This is a genomic window from Lactiplantibacillus dongliensis (assembly GCF_005405105.1).
Lineage (GTDB): Bacteria > Bacillota > Bacilli > Lactobacillales > Lactobacillaceae > Lactiplantibacillus > Lactiplantibacillus dongliensis.
Genome location: NZ_BJDK01000017.1, coordinates 1 through 14,816, shown reverse-complemented (window position 1 = coordinate 14,816; position 14,816 = coordinate 1). Strand labels below are relative to the sequence as shown.

The 14,816-nt window shown below is 44.2% G+C and carries 21 protein-coding genes; 6 read left to right on the top strand and 15 right to left on the bottom strand.

The genetic code is table 11. The annotated features are described in order from the left end of the window. The first annotated feature begins 166 nt into the window (after positions 1-166). Entirely contained in the window at positions 167-1,093 is a 927-nt protein-coding gene (locus FFM80_RS07690; protein ID WP_137635694.1) for an L-lactate dehydrogenase, read from the top strand. Positions 1,094-1,155: 62 nt separating this feature from the next. Here FFM80_RS07690 and FFM80_RS07685 read toward each other — a convergent pair whose 3' ends face one another. The 9 genes from FFM80_RS07685 to FFM80_RS07645 all read right to left on the bottom strand — a co-directional run bounded on the left by FFM80_RS07685 (position 1,156) and on the right by FFM80_RS07645 (position 5,469). Beyond that, positions 1,156-1,575, bottom strand: a complete 420-nt coding sequence (locus FFM80_RS07685) for a type II toxin-antitoxin system HicB family antitoxin (RefSeq protein WP_137635695.1) — start codon at positions 1,573-1,575, stop codon at positions 1,156-1,158. Next, a complete protein-coding gene (locus tag FFM80_RS07680) occupies positions 1,572-1,838 on the bottom strand; it encodes a type II toxin-antitoxin system HicA family toxin (protein ID WP_171001056.1) in 267 nt (88 codons plus the stop codon). Before FFM80_RS07680 ends, FFM80_RS07685 begins: the two co-directional genes overlap by 4 nt. A gap of 113 nt (positions 1,839-1,951) precedes the next feature. Then, complete coding sequence (locus tag FFM80_RS07675; protein ID WP_137640268.1) at positions 1,952-2,539, bottom strand: hypothetical protein; 588 nt, start codon at positions 2,537-2,539, stop codon at positions 1,952-1,954. Further along, entirely contained in the window at positions 2,523-3,284 is a 762-nt protein-coding gene (locus tag FFM80_RS07670) for an ImmA/IrrE family metallo-endopeptidase (protein ID WP_137640267.1), read from the bottom strand. Before FFM80_RS07670 ends, FFM80_RS07675 begins: the two co-directional genes overlap by 17 nt. Further along, on the bottom strand, positions 3,274-3,618 hold the full coding sequence (locus tag FFM80_RS07665) for a helix-turn-helix domain-containing protein (RefSeq protein ID WP_137640266.1): 345 nt from the start codon (positions 3,616-3,618) through the stop codon (positions 3,274-3,276). The genes FFM80_RS07670 and FFM80_RS07665 overlap by 11 nt, the downstream gene beginning before the upstream one ends. A 129-nt stretch (positions 3,619-3,747) precedes the next feature. Beyond that, positions 3,748-4,092, bottom strand: a complete 345-nt coding sequence (locus tag FFM80_RS07660) for an MAG6450 family protein (protein WP_349732523.1) — start codon at positions 4,090-4,092, stop codon at positions 3,748-3,750. Next, positions 4,083-4,550: a Panacea domain-containing protein gene (locus FFM80_RS07655; RefSeq protein WP_137640264.1), complete on the bottom strand. Its 468-nt coding sequence runs from the start codon at positions 4,548-4,550 to the stop codon at positions 4,083-4,085. The genes FFM80_RS07660 and FFM80_RS07655 overlap by 10 nt, the downstream gene beginning before the upstream one ends. Before the next feature lie 184 nt (positions 4,551-4,734). Beyond that, positions 4,735-4,929, bottom strand: a complete 195-nt coding sequence (locus FFM80_RS07650) for a type II toxin-antitoxin system Phd/YefM family antitoxin (protein WP_137640263.1) — start codon at positions 4,927-4,929, stop codon at positions 4,735-4,737. 174 nt (positions 4,930-5,103) lie between these two features. Then, the gene (locus tag FFM80_RS07645; protein ID WP_137640262.1) at positions 5,104-5,469 is read right to left on the bottom strand and encodes a helix-turn-helix domain-containing protein; all 366 of its coding nucleotides are present in this window, start codon (positions 5,467-5,469) and stop codon (positions 5,104-5,106) included. 213 nt (positions 5,470-5,682) lie between these two features. Between FFM80_RS07645 and FFM80_RS07640 the strand changes: the two genes are divergently transcribed. Further along, positions 5,683-6,414: a C40 family peptidase gene (locus FFM80_RS07640; protein ID WP_137640261.1), complete on the top strand. Its 732-nt coding sequence runs from the start codon at positions 5,683-5,685 to the stop codon at positions 6,412-6,414. A gap of 360 nt (positions 6,415-6,774) precedes the next feature. Continuing rightward, a complete protein-coding gene (locus FFM80_RS07635) occupies positions 6,775-8,001 on the top strand; it encodes an IS110 family RNA-guided transposase (protein WP_137640260.1) in 1,227 nt (408 codons plus the stop codon). Between the two features lie 231 nt (positions 8,002-8,232). Here the strand turns inward: FFM80_RS07635 and FFM80_RS07630 are convergent, their stop codons facing one another. The 4 genes from FFM80_RS07630 to recX form a co-directional block, all read right to left on the bottom strand. After that, entirely contained in the window at positions 8,233-8,757 is a 525-nt protein-coding gene (locus FFM80_RS07630; RefSeq protein ID WP_137635705.1) for a hypothetical protein, read from the bottom strand. A gap of 149 nt (positions 8,758-8,906) precedes the next feature. Next, entirely contained in the window at positions 8,907-10,430 is a 1,524-nt protein-coding gene (locus FFM80_RS07625) for an endonuclease MutS2 (protein ID WP_137640259.1), read from the bottom strand. Positions 10,431-10,713: 283 nt separating this feature from the next. Then, positions 10,714-11,262: a nucleoside tri-diphosphate phosphatase gene (ntdP, locus tag FFM80_RS07620; RefSeq protein WP_137635708.1), complete on the bottom strand. Its 549-nt coding sequence runs from the start codon at positions 11,260-11,262 to the stop codon at positions 10,714-10,716. Between the two features lie 101 nt (positions 11,263-11,363). Next, positions 11,364-12,167 carry a recombination regulator RecX gene (gene recX, locus FFM80_RS07615; RefSeq protein WP_137640258.1) on the bottom strand — a complete coding sequence of 268 codons (804 nt, stop codon included), beginning with the start codon at positions 12,165-12,167 and terminating at the stop codon, positions 11,364-11,366. Positions 12,168-12,319: 152 nt separating this feature from the next. Between recX and FFM80_RS07610 the strand changes: the two genes are divergently transcribed. The 3 genes from FFM80_RS07610 (at position 12,320) to FFM80_RS07600 (ending at position 13,124) form a co-directional block, all read left to right on the top strand. Beyond that, positions 12,320-12,517, top strand: a complete 198-nt coding sequence (locus tag FFM80_RS07610; protein ID WP_137640257.1) for a hypothetical protein — start codon at positions 12,320-12,322, stop codon at positions 12,515-12,517. A 146-nt stretch (positions 12,518-12,663) separates the two neighbouring features. Further along, the gene (locus tag FFM80_RS07605; protein WP_137635713.1) at positions 12,664-12,876 is read left to right on the top strand and encodes a DUF1659 domain-containing protein; all 213 of its coding nucleotides are present in this window, start codon (positions 12,664-12,666) and stop codon (positions 12,874-12,876) included. A 17-nt stretch (positions 12,877-12,893) separates the two neighbouring features. Continuing rightward, positions 12,894-13,124 carry a DUF2922 domain-containing protein gene (locus tag FFM80_RS07600; protein ID WP_137635714.1) on the top strand — a complete coding sequence of 77 codons (231 nt, stop codon included), beginning with the start codon at positions 12,894-12,896 and terminating at the stop codon, positions 13,122-13,124. A gap of 58 nt (positions 13,125-13,182) precedes the next feature. Here FFM80_RS07600 and FFM80_RS07595 read toward each other — a convergent pair whose 3' ends face one another. Then, the gene (locus FFM80_RS07595; protein ID WP_137640256.1) at positions 13,183-14,124 is read right to left on the bottom strand and encodes an ADP-ribosylglycohydrolase family protein; all 942 of its coding nucleotides are present in this window, start codon (positions 14,122-14,124) and stop codon (positions 13,183-13,185) included. Between the two features lie 141 nt (positions 14,125-14,265). After that, on the bottom strand, positions 14,266-14,694 hold the full coding sequence (locus FFM80_RS07590; RefSeq protein WP_137640255.1) for a zinc ribbon domain-containing protein: 429 nt from the start codon (positions 14,692-14,694) through the stop codon (positions 14,266-14,268). Positions 14,695-14,816: the final 122 nt, after the last annotated feature.

The window sequence follows — 14,816 nt, the reverse complement described above, 5'->3', positions numbered from 1 at the left end:
TGCCCCCTCGTCTGTCATAATGATATTTTAATTATAACCTATTTGATGGTCCACGGAAACTGTTGCCACATGCCGTTTTCCTAGAATAAATGAATTAACTATTTAAAAACGATGAGAAAAATGGTAATTTAGTTAGGAAGACAAATTTTGAAGGAGTGTTTAAGCTATGTCACGAAAAATTGCAGTTATTGGGATGGGCCACGTCGGTTCAACAGCCGCTCATTATATCGTTGCCAACGGTTTCGCTGATGACTTGGTCTTAATCGACCCAAATGAAGGCAAAGTTAACGCTGACGCCTTAGACTTTAAAGACGCCATGCCTAACTTACCGTTCCACACCAATATCACCGTTAACGACTACCGTGCGTTAAAAGATGCCGATGTCATCATCTCCGCTTTAGGGAATATCAAGTTACAAGACAACCCGAATGATGACCGCTTTGCCGAATTGCCATTCACTAGCAAAAATGTCAAAGACGTTGCTGCTAAGATCAAAGCCAGCGGGTTCAACGGGATTATCGTTGCTATCACCAATCCAGTGGACGTGATTACATCAATCTACCAAGAAGTGACTGGGTTACCAAAGAAACACGTCATTGGGACTGGGACACTGTTAGATTCAGCCCGGATGAAGCGCGCGGTTGCTGACGAACTGCATATCGACTCTCGTTCCGTCGACGGTTACAACTTAGGTGAACATGGAAACTCCCAATTCACTGCTTGGTCAACTGTCCGTGTCTTGGGTCAACCGATTAGTAAAATTGCTGCTGAACGTGGCCTCGACTTGGATCAATTAGATAAGACCGCTAAGCGTGGCGGCTTTACCGTTTTCCATGGCAAAAAATATACCAGCTACGGCGTTGCTACAGCGGCGGTTCGGCTAGCCAACACCGTTTTAAACGATGCGTTAACTGAATTACCCGTTTCTAACTACCGTGCCGAATATGGCGTCTACCTCTCCTACCCAGCCATCGTCGGTCGCGATGGGATTATTGAACAATGCCAATTAGATTTAACTGAAGACGAATTAAAGAAACTACAAATCTCTGCTGATTATATCAAGACAAAGTTTGCTGAAAGTCAAGAAGCTTAATTGATTACTAAAATAGCGTTGCCCGGACAATTTAAAAGTTGTCCGGACAACGCTATTTTCATTTAACTGATCTTTTTCTGCTGCTGACTAGTACTCAACGTTCTCACTTGCGTCATTAGCACTTGCATTGCATTCATCGTCAATAAATGATTAATCTGCGAATTCAAACTAATTCCTTCACGATCTGCCATTAAACTCAGCTGTTCGTGTAACGATTTTGGCAATCGCAACGTCACACGACCAGAATAAGCATTTGCCGGGGTTGGCTCTGAAATTGGTCGATGCTCTGCTAAGTTAACTGCAAACCAAGCAGACTTAGCTGCCTCTAAATTAGCCATTAAATCAGCCACCGTATCTTCATAAATTTTAAATCCTGGTAAATCAGGAATAGTCAATTGATAATACCGACCACCATCGGTTTCATCAATTGGATTAATCACAATAGTGTAATTTAAGTCCATATAATACGTAACATCTTTCATTTTAAGCCTCCATTAGTATGCTTAATTGCTTCAAACATTCGAACAACATCAATCACATTGTATTGCTTCAGCGCAGTATGATGTTTCGGAATCACAATCGTTTGTCTAACATTAGGATGGGTCACAATATAATGTGACCCACCGTTATGATTTTGAAATTGGCACCCATAATATTCTAACAGTCGTTTTGCATCACTGAATTTTAAACTTTTCGGCGCAATCTTAGCGCCAAATCTACGTTCCAACTTTTCTATGGAAGTCATAATTAGCACCTGTGCACCACATATGGTGTCATTGACTGTGTTAACCATAACTTGGATTAACAACGGTTGCAACTATTTTTACTCATGATCTACAGATTAACCTAATCATTTTTTTAATCACTATTGGATTTTCTCACCGGCTGAAATAACCGGGTCTGTTCATAAAACAATCGGGCGACAGCGGGCGTAATTAAGTGTCGTTGGGCTAACTGCTGACTGAGTTGTAACGCCGTCACTTGCTGTAATCGTCGACTGGGACGCTTCGAGTGATCATTCACTTTTAGATCCTGATGATTGATAAAATCTGTTAATTCGGGATTGTCACTACAAATGATTGGAATATCCCAAGTCAAACTAGCCGCTAGTGTTGCCAAAGTACTGGGCTGCGTTAGCGAGCTGATTGGTTGTTGCCGCTGTAAAGCCTGCTGATTCGTTGTCAACCAAGCTGAAGTTAACATGACCAAATGAGCCTGATACAGCGCATGCTCAGTTGCTGATAACCGAGCGGGACTAAAGATAACCCAGTCTCCACGCATAATCAATCGCGTTACTTGGCGTTTTAGTTGGCCATCTGTTAATTCCTGATAAACATCGATATGAATATAGACCACTTTATAAAGATTTTGTAACCAGCCAATCACGTGACTAGCCTGAAACTGCGCCATTTGAATTAAGAGTTGCGTTTCAATCAAAGCCGTCATTAGCCATCTCCATTTCAATTAGTTGTCGCTGACTCGACCACAACTCAGCTGCTGCTAACGGTTCAACTGGCATTAAGACCGTTGCGCCACGGGCAATCGTTAATTGCTGATGTTTAACCTGCCTAGTCACGACCGTCTTAAGTGCTTCAAACCGACTTAACAATCGAATTTGATCTAAGGGACTGGGCGCTACCCCTAACTCTTGCCGCAAGACTAACCAATCATCATGGGTCAACGCACTTAAAGCCTGAGGCACTTGAATTTCCAAACTGAATAGTCTTGTCACGACTGTCGCATACGGCACCATCGCCAAATCGGCTAATTGCATAACCCGAGCGAGTACCGTCGTTTCAGCAGTAAAGCTCAACCAAGTACTGATCATTAACTCGGCGGGCATCATCGCCATCGCAGCCACTTGACAGGCAGCTTTAGCATGATCAAAATTCGTCGTTAATAAACGCGCATCCGTCTGCCCATACCAGAGCGACCATAATTCATGGGCGGCACTTTGATAACGCTGTCGTAACGGCTGGTGCGTATTAATGGCAATTAAGGTCTCCGTGGCGGTCGTTAACGCAGCGCCATAGTAGTCCCGGTCATTCACATCTTGATAAATTAAAGTTGCTTGGGTGGCAATCACCTGTTCAATCGTACTGCCTAAGAAATACTCAATAGGCATCAATTCAGCTAAGTATTCAGCCGCAATCGAGGTCACCATCCGATGCGCGAGTGGTTTATTGGGCATGCCGTAACCTTTCCACCAACTGCAGACTATGTAACTGTTGAGTTGCTAGGGCCAGCGTCGTTAACGCCGCCTGACTCGTATAAGTCTTGGCGGTTCCACGAACTTGCCAACTAGTACTGCTATTGTCGACTGGTAGCACCAATTGACTCACCGACTGATCGGTAATCTTCGCCAAACTGGCAATTTGATCGACGGTTAACTTAAACTGGCCAGTAATATACTGTTGTAAGCGCCGTGGGGTTAAATCTAATTGTTGCGCCAACCATGATTGAGTCTGTCCGTGCTGCGATAGCCAACGCTCGACATTCGCTAAAATCTGTTGTTCCACTTGCATGTGGGTTCCTCGTTTTCCATTGCGTGACGGCTGCTCATCTGGCTTTCACAAGTAGTTACGCAAAATTTGAGTCAATTCCGTTTATGTTTATAAAAAAACGACCATCTTTTTTCAGATGATCGCTACTGGTTAAAATTTATATTGATGATGCGGATCAACTCGAGTTAAAACTAAATAACCGTCAGTGTTGTAAAAACCATGTATTCTAAAATCACGCGAACCATTACTAAAATGCAGCATCTCATACCAACCTTGATCAAATTGCTCGCGATGCTTAGCACCACCATTCGTGCGCAAATACAACTGCTCGACCTGTGCGATAGTTAGCTGACGACCAATCGTTTTAGCCATAAATAGTTGTAACTGCCGCAAATCAGTCGGCTTTAATTTTTTTAAATCATACTGGCTATCTAACATGACCTCAATTGAAAGTCTAAATTTCTGTACCTGACGCTTATCCGCAACTAATCCCACGCTTCACCACTGTAAATCCGACGATAATAGTCTGTCATGGCAGCATTCATTATCACCTGACCACCGTCTGATTCCGCAGTCACCCCTACTCGTGCTATTCGCCATGGTAATTCTTGACGAGCCATAATTTCTAAACTATTACCGGTTTCTCCTCGATATTCCCGCCAAACCGCATTAAGCAAATGTTGAATCTGCAGATCTTCAATGACTGGATTCAGGGTAACTAACTGTGTCAATGGACGATCATCATTGCCAAACTGATCAAAAAATACCAGTGATACTGGTCCTGAAGCCCAAGCTTCAAATTCCGTATCAATCAGGGGACGTTGTCGTAACGCATTCGACCAGGCTTGGGTATAATACATTAATTGTTGTAATTTACGGGGTGACATCGCTGCTTGCGTCAAATACCAATCAGCAATTTCGGTCACGGTATATAAGCTAATTTTATTTTGCATCTTAATGACCAACTTTCATCTATTGTCGTTACCTCAAAAACTACGCAAACCAGCTTCACACACTTCAAATAAATAATCATTATCCCAATTTTTATTTAATACTTTGGAGGAACACAAGCAGCTTTTCTCATTTAAAAAGCAGCCACCATTCCAACTCAAAGTAGGAACGCTGACTGCCAATTAATTAACTAAATTCTAGATCATGTTGATTTTGTTTGCCTAAGGTTGCGACGATTTGGAGCCAGTCCTTCATGCTGACCATGACGGCTGAATCTTGGGTATTGGGATTCTCCACCTCAATGGTATCGTGGCCCTGATTAACAATTGTTAATAGCTGATTAATATTTTTCTTGGCTAATGCACTGGTGACTTTTTTCATTCTCGCCATCTCCCAACTTGTTGAATGATTGCAAATATTGTGCGCCATAAACCGGGGCACGTCAAGCATTTTCGCAAGCTTTTACCGACTCCAGAAAATAACTTGAATACAGAAGATAATTTTACACTAATCAATCGACTCCTGCACTCAATCAGTCCCAAACACAACCAAAAATTAATGCCGTGGTCGTTCGAACATCGTCTTCATTACATTACGAATGATTTTAAGTTGTTCTGGTGAGACTGGCTGACCATTGTATTCAAATTGATTTTTCTTATTTTCAACGACTTTTTTTAAATCAACCGCCGTGGCACGGTCAGCGTGACTGGCTTTGCCAACTAGCTTATTATAATTTGTACCTAACACTTGGGCCACTTCTTTGAGTGTGCCTTTCGATGGCGTGTGTTTCTTCCAACTATAGATGGCACTCGCACTCAAACCAGCTAAAGTCGCCACTTCAGCCAGTGTTAAGCCATTCTTCTTTGCAAACGCGCGAATATTCTTCAGTAACTCCCCGTTATCAAGCTTCATAAAGGCCATATGGACCCCTCCGTTTCACTGATGTCTTTTAAAAAAATATACAAATAATCCCGCCAAAATACAAGTCCAAATGGATTGCAGGTGACATATTCGCCCTCAATGCTTAATACAACAGCAAAATGCTTGCAATCGTCTTGTAATATTACTCCTTTACAATAAGTTACATCGATTAAGAAAAAACGATACTTATATTAGAAAGGGTACTTACATATTATGAAACGATTGTTTGCAACGATGGCGATGTTGATTGCCGGACTCACCTTTGGCTTAGTCGCCGCTCAAAAGGCGGACGCTAGTGGCACGAACCGCATCATCAGCACCACTAACATCACCAAAACCGCCTACACGCGTAAAAGCACCGCGGGGGCGACCTACAATATAACCGGCTCAACACAAAATTTCACTTTTGTAAAGACGCATTCATTAAAAAGTTACCCTTCCACAACTTGGATGGCAACTCAAAAACGTTACGTCTACAAGACGAACGGTAAAAAATATTTATACTACTACGTCACTAACGCTAATAAGACGGCTGCTGGTTGGGTCTGGCATGGTTATTTAAAGAAGAAAACTAATTCGTTTACTAACATGTATAAAGTCGCTAAGTCCAAATTAGGCACACGCTACTCATACGGTGCCAATGGGCCTTACAGCTTTGATTGTTCTGGTTATACCAAATACGTTTTCAAGCAAGCGGCTAAGAAAACCTTAGCGCGGACCGCTCAAAGCCAATATTACTCAACTAAAAAAGTTTCCCGGGGCAATGCCAAGAAAGGCGACCTCGTCTTCTTCGGTTCCAGCACTGGTTCAATTAGCCACGTTGGGATTTACGTTGGCCATGGTAAGATGATTGACGCCCAGAATAATGGCGTCACCCAAGAAAAGATCTACGTTTCTTGGTGGAACGCGGTCGGTTATTCACGACCAGTTAACTTTGGTGCTTAATATTTAGCTAGTCCACGTCATGATTTAAATTATCTCAACCTCAACGGATTTGAATCATGGTTGCGATTAGTGTTAAGCAAGCTCGTTCAGACAATGTTGTCTGGACGAGCTTTTTTTGCCCGTATACAAAAATACTAAGCTTAGAGGCATAGAAGTTACCCGACGGGGTGCTCCTATGCCTCTATTACTTTATAGTGGTAGTGAAGACAGGCCGTGGGCTCTTTAGGTCCTTGAGACCGTAATAAAAAATGGCCGCTTCACTGGCTTTAGTCAATTTGATCAAAGTATTTAGGTTCTAGAAACCGTGTTTTGAAAACGAGATTATTAAAGCATACGTGAAGACTTCAGAAAGACAGGTATATGATCATGCGAACAGTTATTGGGATCGATGTAAGTAAAAACAAAGCCAATATTGCGGTTGTGAAAGATCTGGTAGTAATACAGGAATTGGTTATTTCTTTAGATGTGTTGGGGTTTAATGAGCTGAAACACGTCGTGCTTCAGTTCGGTAGTAATCCAGAGATTGTTTTCGAAGCGACTGGTGTTTATTCGCGCCGTCTTGAATACTTTCTTCAACAAGAACATTTGGGTTACCATATTTTAAATCCATTAGTAGCAAAGAATCGTATCGCCACTGGTTCACGGCTGAGAAAGAATGACAAACGTGATGCACGTCGGTTAGCAATCACCGAGTTTACAGAACACCTGAATCCGTATCTTTTAGCTTACAAACAAGATCCCATCTATCGTGAACTAACGGATATGAACCGTTATTACGACCAGCTCAATGAAGATAAGAAACGTGCTCGTAATCGAGCTCATCGTGTCTTACAGCTTGTTTTTGCATCATTTGTAGCACCTAAGGGAGGGTTTGACTTTGACACTAAGTTAGCTTGGGAAATATTAACACTCTTCCCTCACGCTCAAATCGTTCGTGAAATCGGTGATCTTAATGAGTTAGAGGAACAGATATTAGACGCTAACTTCAAGGGTGTTGGGCCAAAACGAGCTCATGATTCTGCACGAAAGCTGTGGAAGTTAGCAGCACAGAATGGTGACGCAGTTCCTGTTACCTCAGACAACACGCGGCAAATGAAGGAGCTAGCAGAACATGTCCTAGCACTGGAAGCTGCGCAGAACCGGCAGGTTTTGCGCATGACGGACTTAGGGAAAAGCTTACCCGAATATGAATTACTTCAAACGATTCCTGGGATTGGTGGTAGTACGGCTATTCGACTAATCAGTGAGTTGGGCGACATGCGTCGATTCCATACTCGACAACAGCTGAACAGCTACGTGGGTATCGACACGACGGAAGTAGATTCTGGCGATCATCATTCAGCCCGACACATCACGAAGCACGGCAACCCGCATGCACGTAGGATTCTATATTGGACAGTGATCCTTATGGTCAATCCAAAGATGAACGACAATCATATTCGTGATGCGTATCAAAAAAGACGAGAAGCCACTTCCTCGAAGAAGAAACTCATCGTCCGTCAAATGGATCGTCTCATCAAAACAATCCTATACCTTATAAAAACGAATCAACCTTACTCCTATGAGCTAGCCCCTCAATCGAAGTAACATTCGTTATCATCTATAATACCAGCCTTGAAAAAAAGTTAATACCTCTAAGGCTTATTTAAGTGGCACTAAAATAATAAAATAAACGGATACAGGGCATTGGTTCGGTGATGAAAGCTCTCGTCACCGAACCAATGCCCTGTACTTTTATCATGAATCGTTTATTTAACAACATTCTTATTGACAAGACGTAGAAAAAGAGCCAAGTCTTAACGACTCAACTCTCATCAATCAGGCTCGTGCCTCAACTTGATCCGCACCTTGTTCTACCAGTAGCAGTTCCACACATTGCCGAACTAACTGCGCTTGCAAATGTTGCGCTGCTGCAAAGTGATGTAACGCAAACCAATGTAGCCCTTGCTCAATCACGGCTAACAACGAAATCACAATTGCCAGCCCTAATGCTAACTGTAGCCCAACCGTTGGCGTCAAAGTACCAATAAACTGTAGCCACTCCGTCATAATCACTAAGCCAATCAACACATTTTGCAAAGGACTCGGAATATGTAAATAACGCCGCCCTTTTTCTGCCACCATGGCCGCAAACCACGCCTCATCCAAATGGCGCATGAGCTTAATACGCATTTTTTTATCATCGAACCGATAGTAACCCATGAATGAACTTAAACGATCCAAGATTTCTGGATGATTAGCCACGCCTGAATACCGCACGGATACTTTGGTCACGATCAATACAATTCCTAGTAACACTAATAAGCTGGTATTAAAAATTAAGATTCCCCAAGCTACCGCCATTCGCGGCCACCTCCCCGAGTTTAGAAAACGATTACTTTAATTATAGCAAACTTTTCCAACTTACGACTGCTTTTATCAGGTTAAAACCAGGTCAACGCCAAAAAACGGCCTTCAGCACGCCGCTGATTGCGTGCTGAAGGCCGATAAGATTAGTCGGTTTTAGTGGCGAGTCGTTCACGGGCCGCGGTAATAATCGGTTGGGCTAATCCTAACCGTTCCGCTAACCAGATAGCTTCACTGGCCCCGACTTGATGCAATAGCAGCCGGTAAGTCGGCCGTAATGTCTTTTGGTCAAAAGCCATCGTGGCCGTCATAAACGTTGGGCAGTCAACCGCATAACTCTTAATCGCACTGAAATGTGTCGTGGCAATAATCGTCGCCTGTTGTTGCCGTAAATACTCGATAATCGCAATACTCAAGGCCGAACCCTCTTCTGGATCAGTCCCACTACCAATTTCATCTAGTAAAACCAACGCATTTGGCTGAATACCAGCCGTCATTTCAACCAACGTGGTCATTTCTGCCGCAAACGTACTCAATTGGGCCGTGATACTTTGATTATCCCCAATATCGATCCAGAATTGGCTAAAGACCGCCATTTCTGTACCGGTCGCAGCTGGTAGTTCCAAACCCACTTGGACCATCAAGGCAAACAACGCAATGGTTTTTAGAACCACTGTCTTCCCACCAGAGTTAGCCCCCGTAATCATTAAACCTTGATGTGGGGCAAGTTCAATATCTAACGGGATTACGTGCTCACCAAGTAAGGGATGCCGTCCCGCAACAATTTTAATGTGCTGGTTCGTATTTAGCGCAGGAGCCTGACTATTCGTGTCGAGGCCGTAATGCCCGCGCGCCAAGATTTGATCAAGCTGACTAAGCAGCACTTGATTTTTCGTCAGTGCGTCCCACTGTTCCTGAACGTCACCGGTTAAGGTCGCCAATAGCTGGTAAACTTCGGCACTCTCCGCGGTAATTAAGTTGCTTAACACCGCGCCTTTTTTTGCCGCCGTGGCGGGCTCAAAGAAAATCGTCGAACCCGTATCGGATTGATCAACCGCTTGACCACTAAACCGGTTCTTATAACTGGCTTTTAGCTGGATACAAACACGGTCATTACGGGTAATCAACCGCCGACTCTGGACCGCTTGCGGGTGCTTTTGTACAAACTGCGTTAAGGCCGTTTGCACTTGTTGCCGCTGCTTACTGATTTGTTGCCGTAAGTCGGCCAGTTCTGGGGTGGCGTGATCGGCCACCTGTCCATGCACAATCACTTGTGCCAGTCGACCTTGTAGGCCACTGAGCCGAGTTGCCGGCGCCATCATCGCCACTAGATGCGGCGCCAGCGCTTGATGCGTCTGTAACGTCAATTTTAACCGTTGCAAACTAGTCAAAAAGTCACTGATTAATCCTAACTGCTGGGCATTTAAGAGTAAACCTTGTGCCAGCTTCGTTTGTAACGCCGCTAGTTGGTCCAGATCAAAGAACGTTAGTGTGACATCGTTAGCTAATAACCGATGTGCTTCCGTAGTTAAGGTCAATTGAGCTTGCACCGCCGCTAAATCGGTCAGATTAGGCGCCGCTTGTAAATCCGCTGCCGCCCGTTTACTATGCGTATAGGTTGCAACCGTGGTTAGAATTTGGTCTAACTGGGTAATTTGTTTTAAATTCATTTCTTCTCCTTGCAGCGAACAGCATGGAGAAACTCATTATTTTGAATTGTCGGTCCTGCTGTTGCTAAAACTTGCACTGATTTGTGCCGGACATCGCGCGACAATTTAGCACACTCATTAACGTCACTCCTTGTTTTTGCTGGTGTTAACTGTATCATATCACGGTAATTGGGGCAAATATTGGGCTGACGCACTCTTTCAACCCAACAAAAAAGAACACCCAACTGGATGTCCTCTTTTCTTAACTAAACTAAATTACGCTACTGGCTCGCCGCCAGCAGAGCTATTGCCGACGTGATAATTCTTGATAACGGCTATACCAGATATCAATGTATTCTTGCGAGAATGGGCCCTTTTTATGCTTGATCCAATCCACTAACACTTTCACGTTAGCTTTTAAGATGCGGTCGGTCTCAGGCGGATATTGCCATTTGGCCCCATGCTCCTCGTACTCATCAACATCCAATAAACGGCGCTCACCATCGGGGAAAACTTTGACGTCCAAGTCATAGTCGATGTACTTCAAAGCCTCTTTATCTAAAACGTATGGTGAAGCTAAATTACAATAATATGAAACACCGTTGTCGCGAATCATCGCCACGATATTAAACCAATAATGCTTATGAAAATAAACGATTGCCGGTTCACGAGTCACCCACCGCCGACCATCATCTTCGGTGACCAGGGTATGATCGTTGCAACCAATTAAGACATTTTCGCTTGTTTTGAGTACCATTGTATCGCGCCAAGTTCGATGTAAACTCCCGTCGTGCTTATAGCTTTTGATCGTAATGAAGTCGCCTTCCTTAGGTCCTTTAGCTTCGCGCGTCATGTATCGCCCAACTTTCCAAAACATCAGGGTAAAAATTTCATCGAATTTCATTAAATATTATAACAGATTTTAATGGCGCGCGCGTACCTATTTACCCGGTTTCACTCCTCAGCGTCCTGTTCCTCAATAAATTTATTAATATCATCGATTAAAAAACCCTTTTGATATAAGTTCCGTTTCGTCCGCATTCGGCGCTCCGACGGCTTATATTTCCGGTTACGCCGCCACAGCTTTTCCCCTTGTGCAACCAAGGCTTCCCACTGTTCATCGACATCTGGTTCCAAATCCAAGGCATCGATCGCCGCAGTAATCGTTTCATTATCGAAGCCCTTGGTCATTAGACCCTGCCGGACTTTTTGTTGCATCGTCTTGAACGCTTGGCGATGATAGCGTTTCACAAGCTTTTGTGCCATCGCCGTGGCATTGTCTAACCGATCATCACTTGAGAATTGACCAGCCAGGGCATCATCGATCAATTGCTCACCGACACCTTTTAAACGGAGATTTTGCCGAATCACACGAGGACCCTTATCCGAGGTATTCTTGGCGGTCCGCACATACGCATCGGCATATTGACTATCATCTAACAAGTGCAGCTCACGTAACTTTTTCATCGTTTGCGTGATGACGTCTTCCTCAATTTCTTCTTGAACCAGCTTGTCATGCACTTCTTTTTCGGTCCGCAAACTGTGTGACAAATAATCCAAGGCCCGTGAATAAGCCCGGGAGACATCATCGGCGGCCATCATCTCTAATTGAAGTGCTGGGGTAATCTCCATGCCCTTGGCGACTCGATACTTAATCATGACGGCTTCACTAATCGGAAATGCGTACTTTTCATCTAAATATAAATTATAGCGGCCCTTCCGTTTTTGAGCCTGAATCATCGTTACTTTCGCTGTCATTTTGGCCTCCACCCTTACTGTTACTAGTCATTCATTACCTAATGTACCAAACTTTAACGTCCGCTTCACATATTAAACTTGCACTTTGCCATCACTTGAAGCGTTGTTAACTTGTCAGGAGCCTGACAAAATTCTTGTTATGGAGGTAAGTTATGCAAACTTGGAAAACGGGACGCTTAACCATCGTGATCTTAACTGATGATCCTGAAGCCACTCAGCAGACGTTCAGTCATCTCGGTCATGACCCTGCTCCGGCTCAAATTAGCGACTTTAGCCACGCGATTACGCAATTAGCCGGAGCACCGTTTGAAATGGCGATTTTACGTACCACTTATCAGTTTCAACGTTAAGCCTTAATCCATCCCATACTATTCGTAACGCCATCCTAACTGGGTGGCGTTTTTTATTTCAACCTTAGGTGCACTTTTCCCCCACCCTAACCGTTGTTATCTATGTAAGCTGGCCAGCCTACCAAAAAACTTAGGAGGAACGACCAATGAATAAAACTTGGATGAAGTCAACACTCGTCGTCGAAATGCAAACTGAGGACGGTCAAAAGCATAAACAAGCTTTTAATGCCATCACTCAAGACCTTACCGACACCCAATTGACTGCTTTTAGTACGGCATTGGAAACCTTAACCGGTGATCAATTAACTATTGCTAACGTTGTCAGTTACTACCAATATCACGCCGCACCCGCGGTCTAAACCGGAGGAGTTAATCGATGAAAACTTTAGATATGAGTTTTAAGACCAGTACCCACAAAATCCACCACTTGAAGTTGCGCTACGCCAGTGATGGTCTCACTAAAGAAGTCGTTGCCAAAGCGATGGCTGACTTAGCTGCCACCAAACTGTTCGACAAAGATGGTGTCAATTTACTAGCAGAACCCGTGGCTGCCAAGTATGTTGAAACGGTTGAGACACCAATTATTGACGCACCTAAAGCAGATTAGTATTCACTAACCCTGTCCCGTTAGAATCGATTCTGATTCTAGCGGGGCTTTTTTGCAGTCATTTATCAGCATACTTCGTGACAAATGGCTCAATGAGTTTGTTTAATAACTCATGATTCAACAACTCAGCTTGCCACTCGGCCGGAACAGCTTGCAGCGGATAGCGGATAGCCGTCCAACTCGCCGCAATCGTGGCAATGGTGTCCGTATCACCACCTAAATTAGCTGCTAAAACAATTGCCTCGCGAATCGACTGGGCTTTAGCCGTACACCACAAAGCCGCACCAAAGGTATCCACGACATACGCCGTTGACTTAATTTGATCGACGGACCACGTACCAATTGTCGGCGTTAGATACGGCGCGTAGTATGACCATTCAGCTAATACATCCGGCGCATGACGGAGCGTTAGCGATAATGACGCCGATACCTGTACCAACGCCTCAGCCAAACTGGCCCCATTTAACATGGCATGCAAACATTCCAAATACAAATAACTGCCTAAAATTGCACGTGGATGTCGGTGTGTCAACTTGGTATAATCAGCCGTAACTTGCAAGCGCGTCGTCAAATCCGGTTCAGCCTGTAAGACGACCGCTAACGGCGCTAATCGCATGAGTGCCCCGTTGCCATTGGCGAACTCAGACGCGTCTCCACAGGCGGTTGGCGGCAACTGATTAATGAATCGATTGCGAATCGCATGCGCACAAGTCTTACCAATATCAAACATCACGTCGCGCGGCGTGTAGGCACCCCACATCATATAAGCTTGGAACTTTTCAAATAAATCCGCATAGTTGCCGTCCGTTGTTAAATTATCGATCAACGCTAACGTCATCGCACTGTCATCTGACCAGCTGCCCCGCGGTTGGTCCCAAGTGCCATTCCCCGTCATCTGAGTCACCTGATAAGTTCCCCGCGCTTTAAATTCCACCGGTACCCCAAACGCATCACCGACAATGCCGGCATAAATAAATTGGCGCAGTTGTGCTGCTTGCATCGGTCTATCCCTCCAATTTAAATCAGTTAATTTTAGTCTAGCATTATTCAGCAAAAATGAACACACGTTCTAATCTATTTATCAAAAAAGCGTAGCGCATCTCTTTCAAGATACAACTACGCAACTCGATTTAAAATCTGTTTAGGCTTTTAATAATGCGTCACCATACGCTAACAACGAAATAAATTGGCCACGCACAGTGGGTTCAATCTTCAGGTTTGCAATCCCGGCATAATTCTGGCCAATACATAGCCGCCAAAGATTCAGTGTCAGGTCTTCCCAGGCACCCTTATAGCCGTTCTCACCATGGTTGTCACCATCCGCAAAGATGGCGCCGCCCCGGGTGAACCCATTGGGAATCGTGCCACTAGTGATGACGAGTTGATCAATGACCGCCTGTTCATCCGGCGTCAAGTCAACTGTGGGAACAAATTTTTGATCCCCTGCATGTGGTAACTTCACGATTTCCGTGCTGACGTCCAACTTGGTCCCACAACTGAGACAAAAGTTAGCGTCAGTAAAATTTTCATGTTGACAGTTCGGGTAGACCCGATAACGTTGCGTTAACATTCTCATTCCTACTTTCAGTTAAATTAATCGTCTTCGTGGGTATCGTGTCGAACGGCGAATTATTTCGGCACTCCAAAGTCATATTAATCCAGCCAGATTCTTGTAATCTATGCTAAATTAAT